Consider the following 20,648-nt stretch of genomic DNA (forward strand, 5'->3'; position numbering starts at 1 on the left):
CGAATGACTTCAACCCCCCTGCACGATTTCCCGCTCAAGGCGTTAAGCCTGGGCGTCGCCCTCGCCTTCAGCGCATTGCTGCCGCTCACCGGTCAGGCCGCCGACGCGGTCAACGAAAGCGCCAGCCGCAACGTCAACATCGGCCCGGGGTTGCTCAGCCACACACTGGCGCAATTTGCCGTGAGCGTCGGGGTGCCGCTGTCGTTCGATCCGGCGCAACTGGGTGATCGTCAGAGTCCGGGGTTGCAAGGTGCCTACAGTGTGCAATCGGGCTTCGCGCAGTTGCTTGATGGCAGTGGTTTCGAGCTGATCGCCATCGGCGGCAACGGCTTCACGATTGCACCTCGCGTCGCGGCGGGTGGCGCACTGGAACTGGGCGCCACCAGTGTCAGCGCCTTGCGCGACGAGAATGCCGAGACCTACGGCGGCGGCCAGGTCGCCAAAGTCGCCCAGGTCGGCATGCTCGGCAATCAGGCGCTGAAAGACCTGCCCTTCAGCGTCACCAGTTACACCGCCAAGACCATCGCCGATCAGCAAGCGCAAACCGTCGGCGATGTGCTGCTCAATGATGCCTCGGTGCGCCAGTCCGCCGGGTTCGGTAACTTCTCCCAGGTGTTCATGATTCGCGGCTTGCCCCTGGCCTCGGATGACATTTCCTATAACGGCCTGTACGGCGTATTGCCCCGGCAGATCATCGCCACCGAGGCGCTGGAACGGGTCGAACTGTTCAAAGGCCCGAACGCTTTCGTCAACGGCGTGACCCCGAGCGGCAGCGGGATTGGCGGTGGGGTCAACCTGCAACCCAAGCGCGCCAACGATATCCCGACCCGCAGTGTCACCCTCGATTACAGCGCCGATGGCCGGGTCGGTGGGCATCTGGATTTGGGCCAGCGTTTTGGCGAAGACAACCGCTTCGGCGCGCGGGTCAACCTGCTGCAACGGAAAGGCGATACCGCCGTCGATGATGAAGACCAGCGCTCCTCGCTGATCAGCCTGGGCCTGGACTATCGCGGCGATCGCCTGCGCATCTCCACCGACCTGGGCTACCAGAAACAGGTGATCAACCAGGGGCGCTCGGTGGTGTACGTCGATTCCATCCTGAAGAAAGTGCCCAAGGTGCCAGACGCCAACGCCGGTTATGCCCAGAGCTGGAGCTACTCGCAACTGGAAGACACGTTCGGCATGGCCCGCGCCGAGTATGACCTGAGCGATAACTGGACTGTCTACGTGGCCGGCGGCGCCAAACACACCCGGGAAAACGGCGTGTATTCGTCCCTGACCCTCACCGACCTCAACGGCAACGCCCGTGGCGGCATGCTGTATCCGCCCCACGACGAGGACAACCAAAGCCTGATGGCCGGCCTCAACGGCCACATGAACACCGGCCCGATCAGCCATCAATTGAATCTGGGCCTGGCGGGCATCTGGGGCGAACAGCGTTCGGCCTTCGAAACCATCGGTACCGCCGGGCGCTACAGCACCAACATTTATAACGTCACCGACAAACCGCGGCCACGGGCGACCTCGTTCGGCAGCGATATCCACGACCCGCGCATCGTCGGCAAAAACACCCTGCGCAGCGCGGCGGTGTCCGACACCCTGGGCTTTATTGACGATCGCGTGCTGCTGACCCTCGGCGTACGGCGTCAGGATCTGAAAGTTGACGGCTGGAGCACCACCACCGGCGCGCGCACTTCAAGTTATGAAGAGTCGATTACCACCCCGGTCTACGGTTTGGTGATCAAGCCCTGGGAGCATGTGTCGTTCTACGCCAACCGCATCGAAGGCCTGGCGAAAGGCCCGACGCCGCCGACCAGCGCGATCAACCGTGACGAAACCTTCGCCCCGGTGCGCAGTAAGCAAATCGAGGCCGGTGTGCGCCTGGACATGGACAGTTACGGCGCAAGCCTCGGTGTGTATCGCATCGAACAACCGTCGAGCTACACCCAGGACGGGATTTTCCGGGTCGACGGCCAGCAGCAAAACAAGGGCCTGGAGCTCAACGTCTACGGCGAACCGCTGGATGGCCTGCGCCTGCTCAGCGGCGCGACCCTGATGAAGACCGAGATCGAAGGCAGCACCAATGGCGTCAATGACGGCAACCGTGCGGTGGGTGTGCCGCGCTTCCAGCTGAATCTGGGGGCTGATTGGGATGTGCCAGGGATTGAAGGGGCGGCGCTGAGTGCGCGGATGTTGCGCACCGGTGGGCAGTATTTGAATGCGGCCAACACCCAGAGCATTCCGGCGTGGAATCGTTTTGATGTGGGGTCACGGTATGCCTTCAAACTGGATGAGAAGGAAATCACTTTGCGGGCCAATCTGGAGAACGTGGCGAACAAGGCTTACTGGGCTTCGGCGAATGGCGGGTACCTGACCCAAGGGACGCCGCGGACGTTGAAGGTTTCGGCGACTGTGGATTTCTGATCAGTCAATGTGGGAGCCATGACCTGGGTTTCTTCGATTTTGAAGATCAATCTATAGGCCGGGCTCCCACGATATCAAGACTGTTCGAGCCCTTGACCGGACGTCGCAATGACCCGGCCGAATAGAGACTCATTATTACCAACCCCGCCTTCGGATCCAAACTTTCATTCACTAACAAACCAGCCGTTGTCTTTAGCCCCATTTACTTTTTAAATACCCACCACTTACGCACCACCGCCATTTTATTATTCGCATAAAACACTCTTAAAAGAGACATGCACAATGAGTAAGTATATAACCGACCACATTGACGTCACACTTAATCACCACGCCACTGACATTGCCACGCAACTGCTTCAGATCATTTATCGACAACGCCGCCTGGTACACGGCAACGATAACTGCCTGCACACACCCTGCACACTGTGCCTGAATATGCACATGGATAAAATCAACGCGATGATCGCGCGCGGGGCCCCGATCACCTTTATCCTGCCGGCATTTCCCGCCAAGTCGCCGAACCTGTCCAAAGTACTGGGGACCTCTCCTGACCTGGGTGAACAGCTCAGCCTGCGTCAACTCAATGACTTGTGCGTGAAAATTGGCGAACTTCATCCGCCTGGCGCCCGCATCATTATCTGTTCCGACGGCCGTGCATTTTCCGATTGTGTCGGAGTATCCGATGATGAAGTTTCGAACTATGGACGAGAAATCAAGAACCTTCTGGTTTCGCTCAAACTCAACAACATTGAAATATTCAACCTCGAGGATTATTTCAAGCAGGGTAATTTCGACAATATAAGACAACAACTTGTCGAGCAATACGGCCGCAGCATCGACACACTTAAATTGGCGATAAAAACTGAAGAACACACCCTGAACATGTTCAACGGCATTCATCGCTTTATGTACACCGACCTCAAACACCGCAAACCGGAATGCTCCAGTAACAAACTAAAGGAAGAGGCCAAAGACGTCGCTTACCAAGTCATTATTCGAAGTAACGCCTGGAGTGCGTTGGTTCAGGAAGTGTTTCCCGAAGCGCTCAGGCTGTCCATTCACCCGCAACATCCGCACAGCGAAAAAATCGGTATCAAGCTGATGGACTGCGACGACGTCTGGCGCACTCCCTGGCACGGAGCTGTACTGGACGACGGAGAAAACTACCGGCTGATGGCGCGCAGTGACATTGAGAAAATGCCGGTTAACCTGGTCTATGAAAACGGGCGTCCGTCCTATTACGTATTGCGCCGATATGAAAGCGGCCAGGCCTCGTAGCCTCCCTGGCCAGGCATCGTATTACGCTCGGCTGCGCAACCACTGCAAAAACCCCTTCTTCTGCGCCACCACCGGCTCGTCCTGGGTCAACGTCCGCGCCTTGTGCAAACGGAAATCCAGCAAGGCTTTCATCGCATCGTTGATGTCGTGACGCGCATCCAGGCACGGCTTGAGGTAGGCCTTTTCGATGCGGTACAGGGCGCAGAAGGTCTTGGCGGTAAACGCGGCGGGTACCGAAGTGTCGGACAGGATGCCGGCCTCGCCAATCACCTCGCCCGGCCCCATGCGCCCGGATTCGAACGGCGTGCCGTGACGCATCAGGGTCACCGAAATCACCCCGGATTCAATGATGAACAAGTGATCGCTGACCTCCCCCGCCGCCAGGATCGTTTCACCGGCGCGGAAGGTTTGCAGGGTCATGTTCTGGCTGAAGGTTTCTTTCTCTTCCTGGCGCAGGGTCGAGAAAATCGCCGAACTTTCCAGCAGCGCCCGTGGCCGGGACACGTTGCTCGGCGGATTGGGCTCCACGCTCGACAGCAGATTGATGCCGGACGCCTGCAAGTGCCGGTACGCCAGGTCGAACAGCAGATTGCGCACCGTGCGTTTCTGATCCATCGAGGCGACGAACCCGCTGATCTCGTATTCCACCCCGGCGCTGCTGGAGCTTTTCAGGGCGACATTCGGTGCCGGGTGATCGAGCAGCAGGCGACAGCCCTGCATCGCCCGTTCCAGGGCTTCGACCACCGTGTTCGGCCGTGCGTGGGGGCTCAGTTGCAGGCAGATAGACACGCCGAACATGTCGCTCGGGCGGCTGAAGTTGATGATCTTGGCCTTGGCCGCCAGGGAGTTGGGAATCACCGCCAGGCTGCCTTGGGCGGTTTGCATGCGCGTGGCGCGCCAGTCGATGTCAGTGACCCGGCCTTCGGTGCCGTCGATGGAGATCCAGTCATCGATTTGATAAGGCTTGGTGGTGTTCAGGACGATGCCGGAAAACACATCACTCAGCGTACTTTGCAACGCCAGACCGACGATGATCGCCACCGCGCCGGAAGTGGCGAGAACGCCTTTGACCGGCAGGTCGAGCACGTAGGCCATGGCCGCGATGATCGCGATCAGGAAAATCACCGCGCCGAGCAGATCCTGAAGCAAACGCCCGGTGTGCCCGACCCGTTGCATCATCACCGCGCCGATCAGCACCGTCAGGGTCCGCGCACCGAACAGCCACCAGCCGATCTGCAAACCGGTGGCGGCCAGGTGCAACGGCACGTTGTCGGCCCATGGCGCCGGCTCCAGCGGGTTCAGGCCTTCGTTGAACAGCAGGACGCTGAACAACGCGAAAATCACCAGCCGCACCACCAGTTTCCAATTGCTGCCGTTGGTGCTGATCAATCGCCACAGCCCCAGATCGATCAGGATCAGGGCCAATGCGACGAGCAGCGGGTGATCGGTGAGCAGTGACAGCATCAAGCAACTCCAGCAAGGGCCAATGGCGCGAAGATCGCACGGATTGGGCACAGTGTAGGAGGATTTGCTGTCCTGAGAACACCGCAAAACAACTGTGGGAGCGGGCTTGCTCGCGAAGGCGGTGTGCCAGTCGACATTGATAGTGACTGACACGCCCTCTTCGCGAGCAAGCCCGCTCCCACAGGGTTATTGCGGTGTTGCGGGATTCAGCCGCCCATCCGCCCAAACCGCCCCGACTGGTAATCGGCAAATGCCTGGTGGATTTCCTGTTCGCTGTTCATCACAAACGGGCCGTGGCCGACGATGGGCTCGTCAATCGGCTCGCCGCTGAGCAGCAACACCACCGCGTCGTTATTGGCCTCCAGGCTGAGCTGCCGGCCATCGCGTTCGAACAACGCCAACTGCCCTTCCCGCACCAATTCCAAACCATTGACCTGCACTGTGCCGCGCAGCACCACCAGCGCGGTGTTGCGACCTTCGTGCAAGTCCAGGGTCAGCAACTTGCCGGCGTTCAAGCGGATGTCCCAGACATCAATCGGCGTGAAGGTGCGCGACGGGCCGGTGTGGCCATCGAACTCCCCGGCGATCAGACGCAGGCTGCCAGCGGCGTCCTTGAGCGGAATGTTCGGGATGTCGCGGTCGAGGATCGTCTGGTAACCGGCGTCGGCCATTTTGTCCTTGGCCGGCAGGTTGACCCACAGTTGCACCATTTCCAGGGTGCCGCCGGTTTTGGCGAACGCGTCGGAATGGAATTCCTCATGGATGATCCCCGAGGCGGCGGTCATCCATTGCACATCACCGGGGCCGATGGTGCCGCCGGCGCCGGTGGAGTCGCGGTGCTGCACTTCGCCGTCGTAAACGATGGTCACGGTTTCGAAGCCGCGATGCGGATGCTGGCCGACGCCTCGGCGGTCGGTGGTCGGGGTGAATTCGGCGGGACCGGCATGATCCAGCAGCAGAAACGGGCTGATGTGTTTGCCCATCGTGTCGTAGGAAAACAGCGTGCGAACCGGAAAGCCGTCGCCGACCCAATGGCCGCGGGGACTGGTGTAGATACCGATGATGTTTTTCATCGCGCCTCCGAAAAAGGTGAGTGAAGCCATGGACCCAGCTTAAATCTGATATTAATTCCACACTAGACGGCAACAATCAGCCTCAGCGTTCCACCAGTAGAACGACATAAGCAAACAAGGGCTGGCAAGGTTTTTATTTCGGACATAATATCGATGCAAATTACATCCGTAATATTCGCCTGAGGACATGAACATGCAAAGCCCCACCCGTGAAGCCACCCTCGCCCAATGGATCGCCCAGGAACACGCCATGCGCGCCCGCCTCGCCGGCCCCGGCAGCCTGTCAATGGCCGAGGTCAGCGCGCTGTCGCCCACGGAGTTTTTCGAGGGCATCGGCAACGGCGAACTGCCCTCGCCGCCGATTGGCACGTTGCTGGATTTCATCCCGATCGAATGGTCGGCCGGGCTGTTCATCTTCCAGGGCACACCGGATTCGAGGCACTACAACCCGTTGGGCAGCGTGCATGGCGGCTATGCGGCGACCTTGCTGGATTCGTGCATGGGGTGTGCGATTCACACGCAATTGAAGAAAGGCCAGGGCTACACGACCCTGGATCTGCGCATCAGTTATGTCCGGGCGTTGACCGGCGCCAGCGGACCGGTGCGCGCCGAGGGCAAGATTGTGCATCTGGGGCGTTCGACGGCGCTGGCCGAGGGGCGGATTTATGATGTGGATGGGCGGTTGTATGCGACCGGATCGACCACCTGCATGATTCTTGAGGCGCGGGGGTAAGGTTCCGGATCCGCGGTGCGGCCTTCGCAAGCAAGCCCGCTCCCACACTCGACCGCATTTCAATGTGGGAGCGGGCTTGCTCGCGAAGGCGCCAGATCAGACACCCACAATCTCACCCACCTGCTCCCATTCATGACTTTCAGTAAACATTGCTTTGCCCCACCAGCGGTTTTTCTCAAGGATGCCGGCGCGGATACTCGTGCCCATTCCCACTGCAACCCTGGAGTCATCAATGTCTATTCCCGCATTCGGTCTTGGTACGTTTCGCCTGCAAGGCCAAGTGGTCATCGATTCGGTAAGCACCGGCCTTGAGCTCGGCTACCGGGTCGTCGACACCGCGCAGATCTACGAGAACGAAGCCGACGTCGGCGAAGCCATCGCCGCCAGCGGCATTGCTCGCCAGGATTTGTTCATCACCAGCAAAATCTGGGTCGCCAATTTCGCCAAGGATCGCCTGATCGACAGCCTCAAGCAGAGCCTGCGCAACTTGCGGACCGACTACCTGGACCTGACGCTGATCCACTGGCCATCCCCGGAAAACCAGGTGCCAGTGGAAGAATTCATGGGCGCCCTGCTCGAAGCCAAGCAGTTGGGCCTGACCCGGCAGATCGGCGTGTCCAACTTCACCGTGGACCTGATGAAACAGGCCATCGCCGCCGTCGGTGCCGAGAACATCGCCACCAACCAGATTGAATTGCACCCGTACCTGCAAAACCGCAAGGTCGTCGAATTCGCCCAGAGCCAGGGCATCCAGATCACCTCCTACATGACCCTGGCCTATGGCGAAGTGTTGAAGGACCCGGTAATCCAGCAGATCGCCGAGCGCCTGCAAGCGACACCGGCCCAGATCACCCTGGCCTGGGCCATGCAACTGGGTTACGCGGTGATTCCTTCCTCGACCAAACGCGCCAACCTGGAAAGCAACCTGCACGCCGTCAACCTGACCTTGAGCGATGCCGACATGGCGTTGATCGCCGGTCTGGATCGCGGCCAGCGTCTGACCAGCCCGAAAGGCATCGCCCCGCACTGGGATTGATTGTCAACGCAGCGTGAGGCTCTGATCCAGTCGCGCCATGGTGTGCTGCAAGCGCTCCACGGCGATGTCGATCAGGTCCTCGCGACCCTCGGCGCAAGCCTGTTCCAGTTGCTCGCAACACTCGATCAACCGCACCGCCCGGACCATGCGCGCACCGCCCTTGATGCGGTGCGCCAGGTCCCCGAGGTCCTGCCGATTACCCGCCGCGTGCGCGTGCAGCAACTGCTCGCGATCCTCGCGGTTGGTCACCGCCAGATCATGAACTAAACGATCGATCAACGTGCGGTCGCTGCCGACGTAGTGTTCCAGGCCACTCAGGTCGATGTCGGCCTCCGGTTGTTCCTCACGGGGCGATTCGCCGGCAAACCTCGCCGCCAGCCAGGTATTCAAATCCCCCAGACGTATCGGTTTGAACAGGCAATCGTCCATCCCGGCTTCAAGGCAGCGCAGCTTTTCCTCGGGTTGGGCATTGGCGGTGAACCCCAGGATCAACGTCGCCGGCAACCCTTGGGCTCGCTCTTCATCACGAATCGCCATCGCCAGTTCATAGCCACTGAGCACCGGCATGTTGCAGTCCGTGATCAGCACGTCTAGCGCCTGTTTTCGCCACATCTCCAACCCCTGCCCGCCATCCTCGGCCTCCAATACCCGGTGCCCCAGATAACCCAACTGACGAGAGAGCAACAGGCGATTGGCCGGGTAATCATCGACCACCAGAATCGTCAGCGAGCGGGTCGGCGCTGGCCATCCGTTTGGCGCCCCATCGTCGGATTGCAACGCTGGCAGGGCTGGCACATCCAGGCTGACCTCAACCTGCGTACCCCGACCGAGGTCACTGTGAAGCTGCAACCGCCCGCCCATCATTTCGCACAACGAGCGGCTGATCACCAACCCCAATCCTGAACCACTGCGCCCGGATTGCGGGTTGTTGCCGGCCTGCACAAACGGGCTGAACAACCGCTGCTGATCGGCAACGCTGATGCCAATGCCGCTGTCCTCAATCACCACCCTCACCGTCAGATGACCGGACAGCCCAAGTTCCACGCGCAAAGTAAGACTCACCTCACCTGCTTCGGTGAACTTGACCGCATTGCTCAACAGGTTCGACAGTACCTGCTTGAAACGCAGAGGATCGATCAACACATCGCGGTCGCTGCGGTTATCCAGTGAAACCCGCCAATCCAGCGCCTTCTCCCGCGCCAGTCCTTCGAAAACCCGACACACCGACTCCGTCAGCTCACGCAAATTGGCCCGCTCCGGCGCCAACGACAAATGCCCGGACTCGATGCGGGCGATATCGAGGATGTCGCCGATCAACACCAATAATTGCTGCGCGGAACTGGACGCCACTTCAATCGCAAACCGATCGGTGATGCCCTCTTCCGAGCGTTTCAGGGCCAGTTCAAGCATGCCGATCAACGCATTCATCGGCGTGCGAATTTCGTGGCTCATGGTCGCCAGAAACGTGGTTTTCGCCCGGTTGGCGTCGTCGGCGGCGTCCTTGGCGTCCTGCAATTGCTGCATCCAGCGCTGGCGCTGGCGAATCTGCCGGCGCTGCCAGGCGATCCAGCCCAGCGCCAGCAACAGCAAGGCACCGGCGGCGGCAAAGCCTTGCAGAATGACCTGGCGATGACGCAGCCAATAGCTGTCATCCACCATCACGTCATTGCTCCAGCGCGCCACCAAATCGTCCATCTCCTGGGGAGAAATGCTCAGCAACGCCTTGTTCAGGATCGACTGCAATTCCACGGCGCCGCGATCGGTGGCCAGGGTGATGAGGGCCGGTTCATTGCCCACGGTGCTGTTGATCCGCAGACGGTCGTGGTAGTGCCGGACAATCAGGTAACGGGTCAGGATCAACGAACTGAGTGCCGCATCAGCCTGCCCTTTCATCACCAGTTCCAGCCCTTGCGCCGGACTTTGCACGTCCACCAGGCGGATGCCCGGGACCCGCGCCAGAATAAAGCCGCGCAGTGGAAGGCTGTGATTGATCGCCAACCGCTTGCCCGCCAGATCTTCCAGGGTCTTCGGGCTGCCCGGGGTTGTGGCACTGACCAATACGAACGGATTGCTCAAGTAGGCACGGGTGAAACGCAACTCGGCCTCGCGCTCGGCGCTGGGAATGATCGCCGGCACGAGGTCAATCTCGCCGGCCTTGAGTTGCTGGATCTGTTGATCCAGTGATCGGCTGCGTTGCGCCCTGAAGTTCAAGCCGCTGCGCAGGCTGATCAGGTTCAGCAACTGCGCCGTCAACCCGCTGAAGCGTCCTTGGGCATCGAAAAACGTCAACGGCGCGAAGTCCTCGACGACGCCCACGGTGAGCGTCGGGTGCCGCGCCAGCCAGCGCTGTTCACCGGGGCTCAAGCGCACGCTCTGCTGACCGGAATGATTGGCCCGGCCGGCACTCCAGCGCTGCTCGATGGCCGCGCGCTGATCCATGGGAATCGCCGCCAGTGCCCGGTCGACAATGCCCGACAACTGCGTATTGCTGCGGACCAGGGCGAAGCCGAACGGGTTGGCGTCCAGGCCGGAGGGTCCCGCCAGATGCACATTGTTGAGGTAGTTATTGTTGATCAGGTAATTGGCGCTGATGAAGTCGCCCAGGTACACATCGTCCTGGCCGAACGCCACGGCGCCGAGGGCTTCGAGCGTCGAGGCATACAGGTGCAGGCGCGCCTCGGGGTAGAACGCTTCGACACTGATGGCCCGCAGATAATCGTCAACCATGGCGATCCGTTTGCCGGCCAGATCGTCAGGCATGCGCTCGTCCAGGCGAGTGACCAGCATCGGTTGGTCTTCGGCGTAGGCCCGGGACCTGATCAGGTCGGGGTCGGCCACCTCAAAGTTGTTCGAGGTCCCGAGCGCGTCCAGCTCTCCGTGCTTGAGCGCCTGCATCGCTTCTTCGCGAGTGGCGTAACGCAATACCTCGACCTTGACGTGCAGCAGTTGCGCCAGCAGGTCGGCGTAGTCGGCGGTGATGCCTTCCAGCTCATCATGATTACGCGTCACCTCGAAGGGCGGGTAGTCCGGCCCCGAGACACCGAGGTGCAACACCCGTTTGTGGCGCAGCCATTGCCAATCCGTTTCGTCCAGTTGGACGTCGTAACCGTCCACGGTCGAGCGTCCCAGCAGATGCAAGGTTTGCGGCTCGTCCGCCCTCACGCTCGCGGCTTGCAATGCCGTGAACAGCACCAGCACGATCAGACAGGCGCGCACGGTCCGGTCCATTCAAATCAGATGATTGCGTTTGCAGAAATCACGCAAGTGCACCGCCGAATGCACCCTGAGTTTTTCGATCAGACGCGTCTTGTAAGTGCTGACGGTCTTGTGGCTCAGGTGCATGAGCTCGGCAATTGCCTTGTTACTCATTCCACCTGCAAGGTGTCGGCAGATGGCAAGTTCGCGATTGGAGAGTGAGTCGATCAACTGCTTTTCACTGCTTTGCAGCGAATCCAGGGACGACGAGGGCAATCGAGTGAAATAGGTATAGCCGGCCATGAGCGCATGGATCGCTTTGAGCAATTGGCTCAGGTCGTTGGTTTTCGAGACATAGGCCAGGGCCCCGGCACGCATGCAACGCTCTTGAAAAAACAGCGGATCCAGGGACGTAAAGATCAGTACCCGGCACGAGAACTCACTGAGCCGGATACGCTCCAGCACTTCCAGCCCATCAAGGCCGGGCATCACCAGGTCGAGCACCATCAGATCGGGGGCATGTTCCCGGAGCATTGCCATGACCTCGTTGCCGCTGGACACCTCGTGAATCCGTTTAAAGCCCTCCTTTTCAAGAACAATTTTGACTGCGGCCCGTACCACCGGATGATCGTCCACAATCAGCGCTGACTTCATGGCAACTCCCTGTGCAAAAGACATGATTGTGCAGCGACCACCCCAGGGAACGGCCCGGGGTAGACGCAACGGCTGCGCAATGACTTTTGCATGGGCCGACAGGCAAAACTACCTGTCAGATCTGACAGTGCCGACGAATGGTCAAACGCTCCCGACTGGTTTATTGCCAGCCAAACCGCCGGATATAGAACCCCTTCACCGCCTGCGTCAGCCCCATGTACGCCAGCAGAATCAGCGGCAGGAACACGAAGTACAGCGACGGCAGCGCCTGCAATTTGAAGTAGTGCGCCAGCGGTCCCATCGGCAAGAAGATCCCGACCGCCATGATGATCCCGGTCATGACCATCAGCGGCATGGCCGCACGGCTTTGCAGGAATGGGATCTTCGGTGTGCGGATCATGTGCACGATCAGCGTCTGGGTCAGCAGCCCCACCACGAACCAGCCGGACTGGAACAGGGTCTGGTGGTCCGGGGTGTTGGCGTCGAACACGTACCACATCAAGGCAAACGTGGTGATGTCGAAGATCGAGCTGATCGGGCCGAAGAACAGCATGAAGCGCCCGACATCCGCCGGTTGCCAGCGCTGGGGTTTCTTGAGCATCTCGGCATCGACGTTATCGAACGGGATGGCAATCTGCGAAATGTCATACAGCAGGTTTTGCACCAGCAAATGCATCGGCAGCATCGGCAGGAACGGGATAAACGCACTGGCCACCAGCACCGAGAACACGTTGCCGAAGTTCGAACTGGCGGTCATCTTGATGTACTTGAGCATGTTGGCGAAGGTCCGGCGCCCTTCCAGCACGCCCTCCTCCAGCACCATCAGGCTCTTTTCCAGCAGGATGATATCGGCGGCTTCCTTGGCGATATCCACCGCGCTGTCCACGGAAATTCCGATATCCGCTGCGCGCAGCGCCGGGGCGTCGTTGATGCCGTCGCCCATGAACCCGACCACATGGCCGTTGCCCTTGAGCAAACGCACGATGCGTTCCTTGTGGGACGGCGTCAGTTTGGCGAAGACGTTGGTGGTCTCTACGGCCAGCGCCAGTTCGGCGTCGCTCATGCGCTCGACGTCATTGCCCATCAACAAACCTTGTTGCTCCAGGCCGACTTCGCGGCAAATCTTCGCGGTCACCAGTTCGTTGTCACCGGTCAGCACTTTCACCGCAATGCCGTGGGCCGCCAGCGCGCGCAGGGCCGGCGCGGTGCTTTCCTTAGGTGGATCGAGGAACGCGACGTAGCCGATCAGGGTCATTTGCTGCTCATCGGAGATGCTGTAGACCGCCTGATCCTTCGGCGTGTGCCGCGCCGCCACCGCCACCACGCGCAAGCCTTCTTCGTTGAAGGACGCGGTCACTTCGCGAATCCGCGCCAGCAGTTCATCGGTCAACGGCTCATCGTTATCGCCATGCCGCACCCGGGTGCAACCGGCGAGGATTTCTTCCACCGCGCCTTTGCACACCAACACGTTGTGAGGCCGTTCATGCTCGGCCACCACCACCGACATGCGGCGCCGGGTGAAGTCGAACGGCACTTCATCGACCTTGGCAAACGCCGTGGCCACTTCCAGTTCACGGTGCACCTCGACGTGTTGCAGTACCGCCACGTCCAGCAGGTTTTTCAGGCCGGTCTGGTAGTAGCTGTTGAGGTACGCCATTTCCAACACGTCATCGGACTCTTCGCCCCACACGTCCACATGCCGGGCGAGGAAGATCTTGTCCTGGGTCAGGGTGCCGGTCTTGTCGGTGCACAGCACGTCCATCGCGCCGAAGTTCTGGATCGCGTCCAGGCGTTTGACGATGACCTTTTTGCGCGACAGAAACACCGCGCCCTTGGCCAGGGTCGAGGTGACGATCATCGGCAGCATTTCCGGGGTCAGGCCCACGGCGATGGACAGCGCGAACAGCAGCGCCTGCATCCAGTCACCCTTGGTGAACCCGTTGATGAACAACACCAGCGGCGCCATCACAAACATGAAGCGGATCAGCAGCCAGCTGACTTTGTTGACGCCGTTCTGGAACGAGGTCGGCGCCCGGTCGGTGGCGCTGACTCGCTGGGCCAACGCACCGAAATAGGTGCTGTTGCCGGTGGTCAGGATCACCGCGATGGCCGAGCCGGATACCACGTTGGTGCCCATGAACAGAATGTTGTCGAGGTCCAGCGGGTTGCTGGTGTCGCTGTCCTGCTGGCGCGGGAATTTTTCCACCGGCATCGATTCGCCGGTCATCGCAGCCTGGCTGACGAACAGGTCCTTGGCGCTGAGCACCCGGCAATCGGCGGGAATCATGTCGCCGGCCGAGAGCACGATCAGGTCGCCGGGCACCAGTTGCTTGATCGGCAGTTCGATGCGTTGCGCGCCCTGGCGCATGACGGTCGCGGTGTTGCTCACCATCGCCTTCAGCGCGTCAGCCGCCTGGTTGGACTTGGCTTCCTGCCAGAACCGCAGCAAGGTCGAGAGCACCACCATGGAGAAAATCACCACGGCAGCCTTGATGTCTTCGGTGAACCAGGAGACCACCGCCAACAAGGTCAGCAGCAAATTGAACGGGTTTTTGTAGCAGTGCCACAGGTGCACCCACCACGGCAGTGGCTGCTCGTGCTCGACTTCGTTGAGGCCGAATTGTTCGCGCAGAGCGTCGGCTTCGGACTCGCTCAAACCGTCGCTGTGACTGCCGAGGTTATCCAGCAACAGGCCAGTGTCGCTATTGGCCGCCGACACCAGGGTCTGCGCCAGGGTTGGCGGTACTTCACGGCTGACCGTGGTGTCGTTGATGCTTTCCAGCAGCGCCAGGCGACGGAAGTGCCGGGCGATGTGGCGGGTGCGCAGGAATCCGGCGAAGAATTCTTTGAGCAAGGTCAGGTTCATGGCAGTTGCCCCCCAGGGTCAGCCGGGAAACCGTCGAGCAGGCGCGTCGAGTCGTCGCGATGTCGACTGGCAAGTCGAGCATCACGCACGGTTCAGCGTCGATGAGAGGGACGTCGGGAATCGCGCCGCCACTGGCCGCGATCGGGATGCCGCTACTCGCTTTGCAGCAAGTCAACGGCACAAAAAACTGTGCGTCAGCTTGCCGAGAAGGTGCCGGTTACCGAAACCGGCCGACTACTGTCACTCGAACAAGTACCCACTGTGGGTCTCCGCTATTGATGAAAACGCGCGAAGCTTACGCCCCGATTTCTGGAGAGTAAACGATGCCGGGAGGTGTGCCGGGGGAATCGGCGGGTTCTTCAGGAAGGGTTCAGGATCGAGGTTTTTCGGTGTTCTTTTTGGCCCCTTCGCGAGCAAGCCCGCTCCCACAATGGACCTGTGTTCACAGGACTAAATGTGGGAGCGGGCTTGCTCGCGAAGGCTGACTATCAGGCGCAGAAAATCTTAACTGGCGGTGGCCAACAACAAATCCATCACCGACCGCCCATGCCCACGGGACTTGCCATGCTCATACAGCGACCCGGCAATTTCATCGGCGCGGATCGGCAGGATCGACAGCAAGGTGTCGCTCAAGCCATGGCTGGCCTGGCAGAAGCCCTGCATGTAGATGCCGGCCTTGCAGCGCTCGTCGGTGATCAGTTTGTAATTGCGATCGACCTCGAACTCACCCAGGTACTGCTCCAGCGGCGCCAGCAGTTTGCGGTGCATCTGGCGCTCATAACCGGTGGCCAGGACCACGGCGTCGTAATGCCGAACCGTGACTTCGCCGGTGGCGTTGTTGCGCACCGCCAATTCGATGCCGCGCTCGGTGGCGGTGGCTTTTTCGATGGTGGTCAGGGTGCGGAACGCATGGCGGGCAATCCCGGAGACCTTCTGGCGATAGAAGATGCCGTAGATGCGTTCGATCAGGTCGATGTCCACCACCGAATAGTTGGTGTTGTGGTACTCGTTGACCAGACGCTCGCGTTCGCTGCTGGCCTGCTGGAACACCAGGTCGGTGAATTCCGGCGAGAACACTTCGTTGACGAACGGACTGTCATCCGCCGGCTTCAGGGCCGAGCCGCGCAGGATCATGTCCACTTGCACCGACGGGAAGCTGTCGTTCAAATCGATGAAAGCTTCCGCCGCGCTCTGCCCGCCGCCGATGATCGCAATGCTCATCGGCTGGTTGTTCACGCACGGCTGCTTGGCCATTTGCGCCAGGTACTGGGAGTGGTGGAACACGCGGCTGTCATCCTTGAGCGCCTTGAACGCTTCGGGAATGCGCGGTGTACCGCCGGCACTGACCACCACCGAACGGGTGGTGCGCACGTGTTGCTGGCCCTGGGTATCCCGGGAGATCACGCGCAGCGCTTCGACCTGCTGGTTGTGCAGCACCGGCTCGATGGTCAGCACTTCTTCGCCGTAGCGGCTCTGTTCGGTGAACTGCCCGGCGACCCAGCGCAGGTAGTCGTTGTACTCCATGCGGCACGGGTAGAAGGTGCCGAGGTTGATGAAGTCCACCAGGCGCCCGTGATGCTTGAGGTAATTGACGAACGAATACGGGCTGGTCGGGTTACGCAGGGTCACCAGGTCCTTGAGGAACGATATCTGCAACTCGCTCTGGGTCACCAGGGTGTTGCCGTGCCAGCGGTAGTCGGCCTGCTTGTCGAGAAACAGTACATCCAGCTCACCCTGACTCGGTGCGCGCTCTTGCAGAGCGATGGCCAGCGCCAGGTTCGAAGGGCCGAAACCGATGCCGATCAGGTCGTGAACGATGGGCGATGCAATTGCCTGTGTCATTTCCAGTGTCCTCTGGATGAACCCCTCAGCAGCGGGGATAAAGCCTGGGTGACCTGACCGGCCTGAGGCAGGACAGCAGATCGTCTGTTGAGTAGGGACGAGGACAATGAAAAAAAATTTAAGCGGAAGGGATCAGTGGGCGTCCCACTGCTTGATGCGCACCCGGCAATGTTTCATCGCATTGACGATGTGCTTCTCCACCAGCGCCCGGGAAATCCCCAGGTGTTCGGCGATCTCCGGGTGCGACAGGCCATCGATCTTGCGCAGCAGGAAACTCTCGCGGCACAGCCTCGGCAATTCCGCCAAGGCGCGCTGGAGCATGGCCAGGCGTTGGCCGTGGTCGAGGCTGGTGTGTGGCGAGGGGGTGAAGTAGCGCTCTTCGTTGTCGAGCACTTCCAGGGATTCGACCTGACGCAGGGCATTGCGCCGATGGTCGTCGATCACCAGATTCAGTGCGGTGCGATACAGGAATGCCCGGGGCTGCTCGATCGGCGTGTCGCTGGAACGCTCCAGTACCCGCAGATAAGCGTCATGCACCACATCTTCGGCCACCTGACGGTTGCCCAGCTTGGCGTTCAGGAAACACACCAGCTCGCGATAGTAGTTTTCCAACATGACTCCCGGCCGCACATGGTGCGGGTTCTGTCCTTGAGCCATCCGCGACCGCTGAATAAGCAGTGGCAGGATGGTGGCAATTTAAGTCGCGTAATTTATAGTAATTCTCATATAGATTTAAAGTGCTGTTTCGATTTGCCCGATAAATAGTCCTGATCTACACCTGTAACTCTGTGTGTCCGCGCTTAAATTCCTCCCTGCATTCCTCGTTTACAGGACAGCTCCCCGTGTCTGTCGGCCCTCCGACAGCGCTCAGCGGTCGCCTTGTCTTGCGCGCCCGCTGAGCGACGGGCCGATTTTCTCTGGCCGGAACCCTGCATGAAACGTCCCCGACACACCCGACGCGCCCTGCTTGTAGCCCTTTGTCTGATCCCCGTCATGGCTGTCGCGGCCTGGAAGATTCTCCCGCCCGGCCGCGATCAATTCGCCACGGTCCAGGTCACCCGCGGCGACATCGAAAGCAGCGTCACGGCCCTGGGCACCCTGCAACCGCGACGTTATGTCGACGTCGGCGCCCAGGCGTCGGGGCAGATCCACAAGATCCATGTGGAAGTCGGCGACGTGGTCAAGGAAGGCGACCTGCTGGTGGAAATCGATCCATCGACGCAACAGGCCAAACTCGACGCCGGGCGTTTTTCCATCGACAACCTCAAGGCGCAGCTTGAGGAGCAAAAGGCCCAGCACGAACTGGCCCGGCAGAAATTCCAGCGCCAGCAAAACCTCGCCGCCGGTGGCGCCACCCGCGCCGAAGACGTGCAAACCGCACAGGCCGAACTGCGCGCCACCCAGGCCCGCGTGGACATGTTCCAGGCGCAAATCCGCCAGGCCCAGGCCAGCCTGCGCAGCGATCAGGCCGAACTCGGCTACACGCGCATTTATGCGCCAATGAACGGAACGGTCGTGGCCCTCGACGCCCGGGAAGGCCAGACCCTCAACGCCCAGCAGCAGACGCCGCTGATTCTGCGCATTGCCAAGCTGTCGCCGATGACGGTGTGGGCCGAGGTTTCGGAAGCCGACATCGGCCACGTCAAACCCGGCATGACCGCATGGTTCACCACACTCAGCGGCGGCAATCGGCGCTGGAACAGCACGGTGCGGCAGATCTTGCCGATCCCACCCAAACCCCTGGACCAGACCAGCCAGGGCGGCGGTAGCCCTGCCAGCTCGAGCAAAAGCGGCACCGGGCGCGTGGTGCTGTACACCGTGTTGCTCGATGTGGATAACGCCGACAACGCCTTGATGGCAGAAATGACCACCCAGGTGTTCTTCGTCTCCGACCAGGCGAAAAACGTCCTCACCGCACCGATTGCCGCTCTGCAGGGCGGCACGCAAGCCGACAGTCAAACCGCGCAAGTCGTGGCGAAAAACGGCAGCCTCCAGCAACGGGAGGTGCGCACCGGCATCAGTGACCGGCTGAAAGTGCAGATCCTTGATGGCCTCGAAGAAGGCGATCACCTGTTGATCGGCCCGGCTGACGGGAGTGGCGGCTGAATGCAGACGCCCCTGATCGACCTGCAGGACATCCGCAAAGCCTACGGTGGCGGCGATGCCCCGGAAGTCCACGTGTTGCGCGGCATCGACCTGGCGATCCATGCCGGCGAGTTCGTGGCGATTGTCGGGGCTTCCGGCTCAGGCAAATCGACGCTGATGAACATCCTCGGCTGCCTCGACCGGCCGACCTCGGGCGAATACCGCTTCGCCGGGGAAAACGTCGCCCAGCTCGACAGCGATGAACTGGCCTGGCTGCGCCGCGAAGCGTTCGGCTTTGTGTTCCAGGGCTATCACCTGATCCCGTCCGGCTCGGCCCAGGAAAACGTCGAGATGCCGGCGATCTACGCCGGCACCCCGGCCGCCGAACGCCACGCCCGCGCCGCCGCCCTGCTCGACCGCCTCGGCCTCGCCACACGCACCGGCAACCGCCCCCACCAACTCTCCGGCGGCCAGCAGCAACGGGTGTCGATTGCCCGCGCCTTGATGAACGGCGGGCACATCATCCTCGCCGACGAACCCACTGGCGCCCTCGACAGCCACAGTGGCGCCGAGGTCATGACCTTGCTCGACGAGCTGGCGAGCCAGGGCCACGTGGTGATCCTGATCACCCACGACCGCGAAGTGGCGGCCCGGGCCAAGCGCATCATCGAAATCCGCGACGGCCTGATCATCAGCGACAGCGCCCATGACAACCTCGCCGCGCAATCCTCGGCCAATCCCGGCGCGCTGCAAGCGGTGGACCTGCGCAAGCGCCTCAGCGAAGGCGCCGAGGCCACGGGCGCCTGGAAAGGCGAACTGGTGGATGCGGTGCACGCGGCCTGGCGGGTGATGTGGATCAACAAATTCCGCACCGCCCTGACCTTGCTCGGGATCATCATCGGCGTGGCGTCGGTGGTGGTGATGCTGGCGGTCGGTGAAGGCAGCAAGCGTCAGGTCATGGCGCAGATGGGCGCGTTCGGCTCGAACATTATTTACCTCAGCGGCTCGGCGCCGAACCCGCGCACCCCGCCGGGCGTCATCACCCTCGACGACGTCGCCGCCCTGGCCAGCCTGCCGCAAGTACGGCGGATCATGCCGGTCAATGGCTCAGAGGCGGGGGTGCGTTTTGGCAACGTCGATCACCTGAGTTATGTCGGCGGCAACGACACCAATTTCCCGGCGATCTTCAATTGGCCGGTGGTCCAGGGCAGCTACTTCACCGACGCCGATGAAAAGTCCGGCGCGGCGGTGGCGGTGATTGGCCACAAGGTACGCACCAAATTGCTCAAGGATGTGGCCAACCCCATCGGCCAGTACATCTTGATCGAGAACGTGCCGTTCCAGGTGGTCGGCGTGCTCGCGGAAAAAGGCGCCAGTTCCGGCGATTCCGACAGCGACAATCGCATTGCCATTCCGTATTCGGCGGCCAGCGTGCGGCTGTTTGGCACCCACAACCCCGAATACGTGGCCATCGCCACGGCCGACGCGCGCAAGGTCAAGGAAGCGGAAACCGCGATCAAGCAATTGATGCTGCGCTTGCACGGCGGCAAGCAGGATTTCGAATTGACCAATAACGCGGCGATGATCCAGGCCGAAGCCCGCACCCAGAACACCCTGTCGCTGATGCTCGGCTCGATTGCCGCGATCTCGCTGCTGGTGGGCGGTATCGGCGTGATGAACATCATGCTGATGACCGTGCGCGAACGCACCCGCGAGATCGGCATCCGCATGGCCACCGGCGCCCGTCAGCGCGACATCCTGCGCCAGTTTCTCACCGAAGCGGTGATGCTCTCGGTGGTCGGCGGCCTCGCCGGGATTGCCCTGGCGCTGATCGTCGGCGGCGTGTTGGTGCTGAGCGAAGTCGCCGTCGCGTTTTCCTTGATGGCGGTGCTCGGCGCCTTCGGCTGCGCCCTTGTTACCGGTGTTGTCTTCGGCTTCATGCCGGCCCGCAAAGCTGCCCGGCTCGACCCGGTCACGGCCCTTACCAGTGAATGATCG

13 protein-coding genes are annotated in these 20,648 nt (G+C 61.0%); 6 read left to right on the forward strand and 7 right to left on the reverse strand.

Going from position 1 to position 20,648, the window contains the following annotated elements; all coding sequences use genetic code 11:
* Window positions 1–3 precede the first annotated feature (3 nt).
* Both ACIQY3_RS14520 and ACIQY3_RS14525 read left to right on the forward strand, forming a co-directional pair.
* Window positions 4–2,424: a TonB-dependent siderophore receptor gene (locus tag ACIQY3_RS14520; RefSeq protein WP_403020442.1), complete on the forward strand. Its 2,421-nt coding sequence runs from the start codon at window positions 4–6 to the stop codon at window positions 2,422–2,424.
* 282 nt (window positions 2,425–2,706) lie between these two features.
* The gene (locus ACIQY3_RS14525) at window positions 2,707–3,702 is read left to right on the forward strand and encodes an L-tyrosine/L-tryptophan isonitrile synthase family protein (RefSeq protein ID WP_403020445.1); all 996 of its coding nucleotides are present in this window, start codon (window positions 2,707–2,709) and stop codon (window positions 3,700–3,702) included.
* Between the two features lie 21 nt (window positions 3,703–3,723).
* Here the strand turns inward: ACIQY3_RS14525 and ACIQY3_RS14530 are convergent, their stop codons facing one another.
* On the reverse strand, window positions 3,724–5,166 hold the full coding sequence (locus ACIQY3_RS14530) for a mechanosensitive ion channel domain-containing protein (RefSeq protein WP_403020447.1): 1,443 nt from the start codon (window positions 5,164–5,166) through the stop codon (window positions 3,724–3,726).
* Between the two features lie 206 nt (window positions 5,167–5,372).
* Complete coding sequence (locus tag ACIQY3_RS14535) at window positions 5,373–6,239, reverse strand: pirin family protein (RefSeq protein ID WP_403020449.1); 867 nt, start codon at window positions 6,237–6,239, stop codon at window positions 5,373–5,375.
* Between the two features lie 193 nt (window positions 6,240–6,432).
* Between ACIQY3_RS14535 and ACIQY3_RS14540 the strand changes: the two genes are divergently transcribed.
* Window positions 6,433–6,972 carry a PaaI family thioesterase gene (locus tag ACIQY3_RS14540; RefSeq protein ID WP_403020451.1) on the forward strand — a complete coding sequence of 180 codons (540 nt, stop codon included), beginning with the start codon at window positions 6,433–6,435 and terminating at the stop codon, window positions 6,970–6,972.
* A 232-nt stretch (window positions 6,973–7,204) separates the two neighbouring features.
* Window positions 7,205–8,008 carry a 2,5-didehydrogluconate reductase DkgB gene (dkgB, locus tag ACIQY3_RS14545; RefSeq protein WP_403020453.1) on the forward strand — a complete coding sequence of 268 codons (804 nt, stop codon included), beginning with the start codon at window positions 7,205–7,207 and terminating at the stop codon, window positions 8,006–8,008.
* A gap of 3 nt (window positions 8,009–8,011) precedes the next feature.
* Here dkgB and ACIQY3_RS14550 read toward each other — a convergent pair whose 3' ends face one another.
* The 5 genes from ACIQY3_RS14550 to ACIQY3_RS14570 form a co-directional block, all read right to left on the reverse strand.
* The gene (locus ACIQY3_RS14550) at window positions 8,012–11,236 is read right to left on the reverse strand and encodes a transporter substrate-binding domain-containing protein (RefSeq protein ID WP_403020455.1); all 3,225 of its coding nucleotides are present in this window, start codon (window positions 11,234–11,236) and stop codon (window positions 8,012–8,014) included.
* Complete coding sequence (locus ACIQY3_RS14555; RefSeq protein ID WP_403020457.1) at window positions 11,237–11,857, reverse strand: response regulator; 621 nt, start codon at window positions 11,855–11,857, stop codon at window positions 11,237–11,239.
* Window positions 11,858–12,017: 160 nt separating this feature from the next.
* Window positions 12,018–14,723: a magnesium-translocating P-type ATPase gene (mgtA, locus tag ACIQY3_RS14560; RefSeq protein WP_403020460.1), complete on the reverse strand. Its 2,706-nt coding sequence runs from the start codon at window positions 14,721–14,723 to the stop codon at window positions 12,018–12,020.
* 504 nt (window positions 14,724–15,227) lie between these two features.
* A complete protein-coding gene (locus tag ACIQY3_RS14565) occupies window positions 15,228–16,565 on the reverse strand; it encodes a lysine N(6)-hydroxylase/L-ornithine N(5)-oxygenase family protein (RefSeq protein WP_403020462.1) in 1,338 nt (445 codons plus the stop codon).
* A gap of 132 nt (window positions 16,566–16,697) precedes the next feature.
* On the reverse strand, window positions 16,698–17,180 hold the full coding sequence (locus ACIQY3_RS14570) for a sigma-70 family RNA polymerase sigma factor (RefSeq protein WP_054051507.1): 483 nt from the start codon (window positions 17,178–17,180) through the stop codon (window positions 16,698–16,700).
* 318 nt (window positions 17,181–17,498) lie between these two features.
* Between ACIQY3_RS14570 and ACIQY3_RS14575 the strand changes: the two genes are divergently transcribed.
* Complete coding sequence (locus ACIQY3_RS14575; RefSeq protein ID WP_403020465.1) at window positions 17,499–18,671, forward strand: efflux RND transporter periplasmic adaptor subunit; 1,173 nt, start codon at window positions 17,499–17,501, stop codon at window positions 18,669–18,671.
* Window positions 18,672–20,645 carry a MacB family efflux pump subunit gene (locus ACIQY3_RS14580; RefSeq protein WP_403020467.1) on the forward strand — a complete coding sequence of 658 codons (1,974 nt, stop codon included), beginning with the start codon at window positions 18,672–18,674 and terminating at the stop codon, window positions 20,643–20,645.
* Window positions 20,646–20,648: the final 3 nt, after the last annotated feature.

Source organism: Pseudomonas sp. NPDC096950 (assembly GCF_044762525.1).
Taxonomy (GTDB): domain Bacteria; phylum Pseudomonadota; class Gammaproteobacteria; order Pseudomonadales; family Pseudomonadaceae; genus Aquipseudomonas.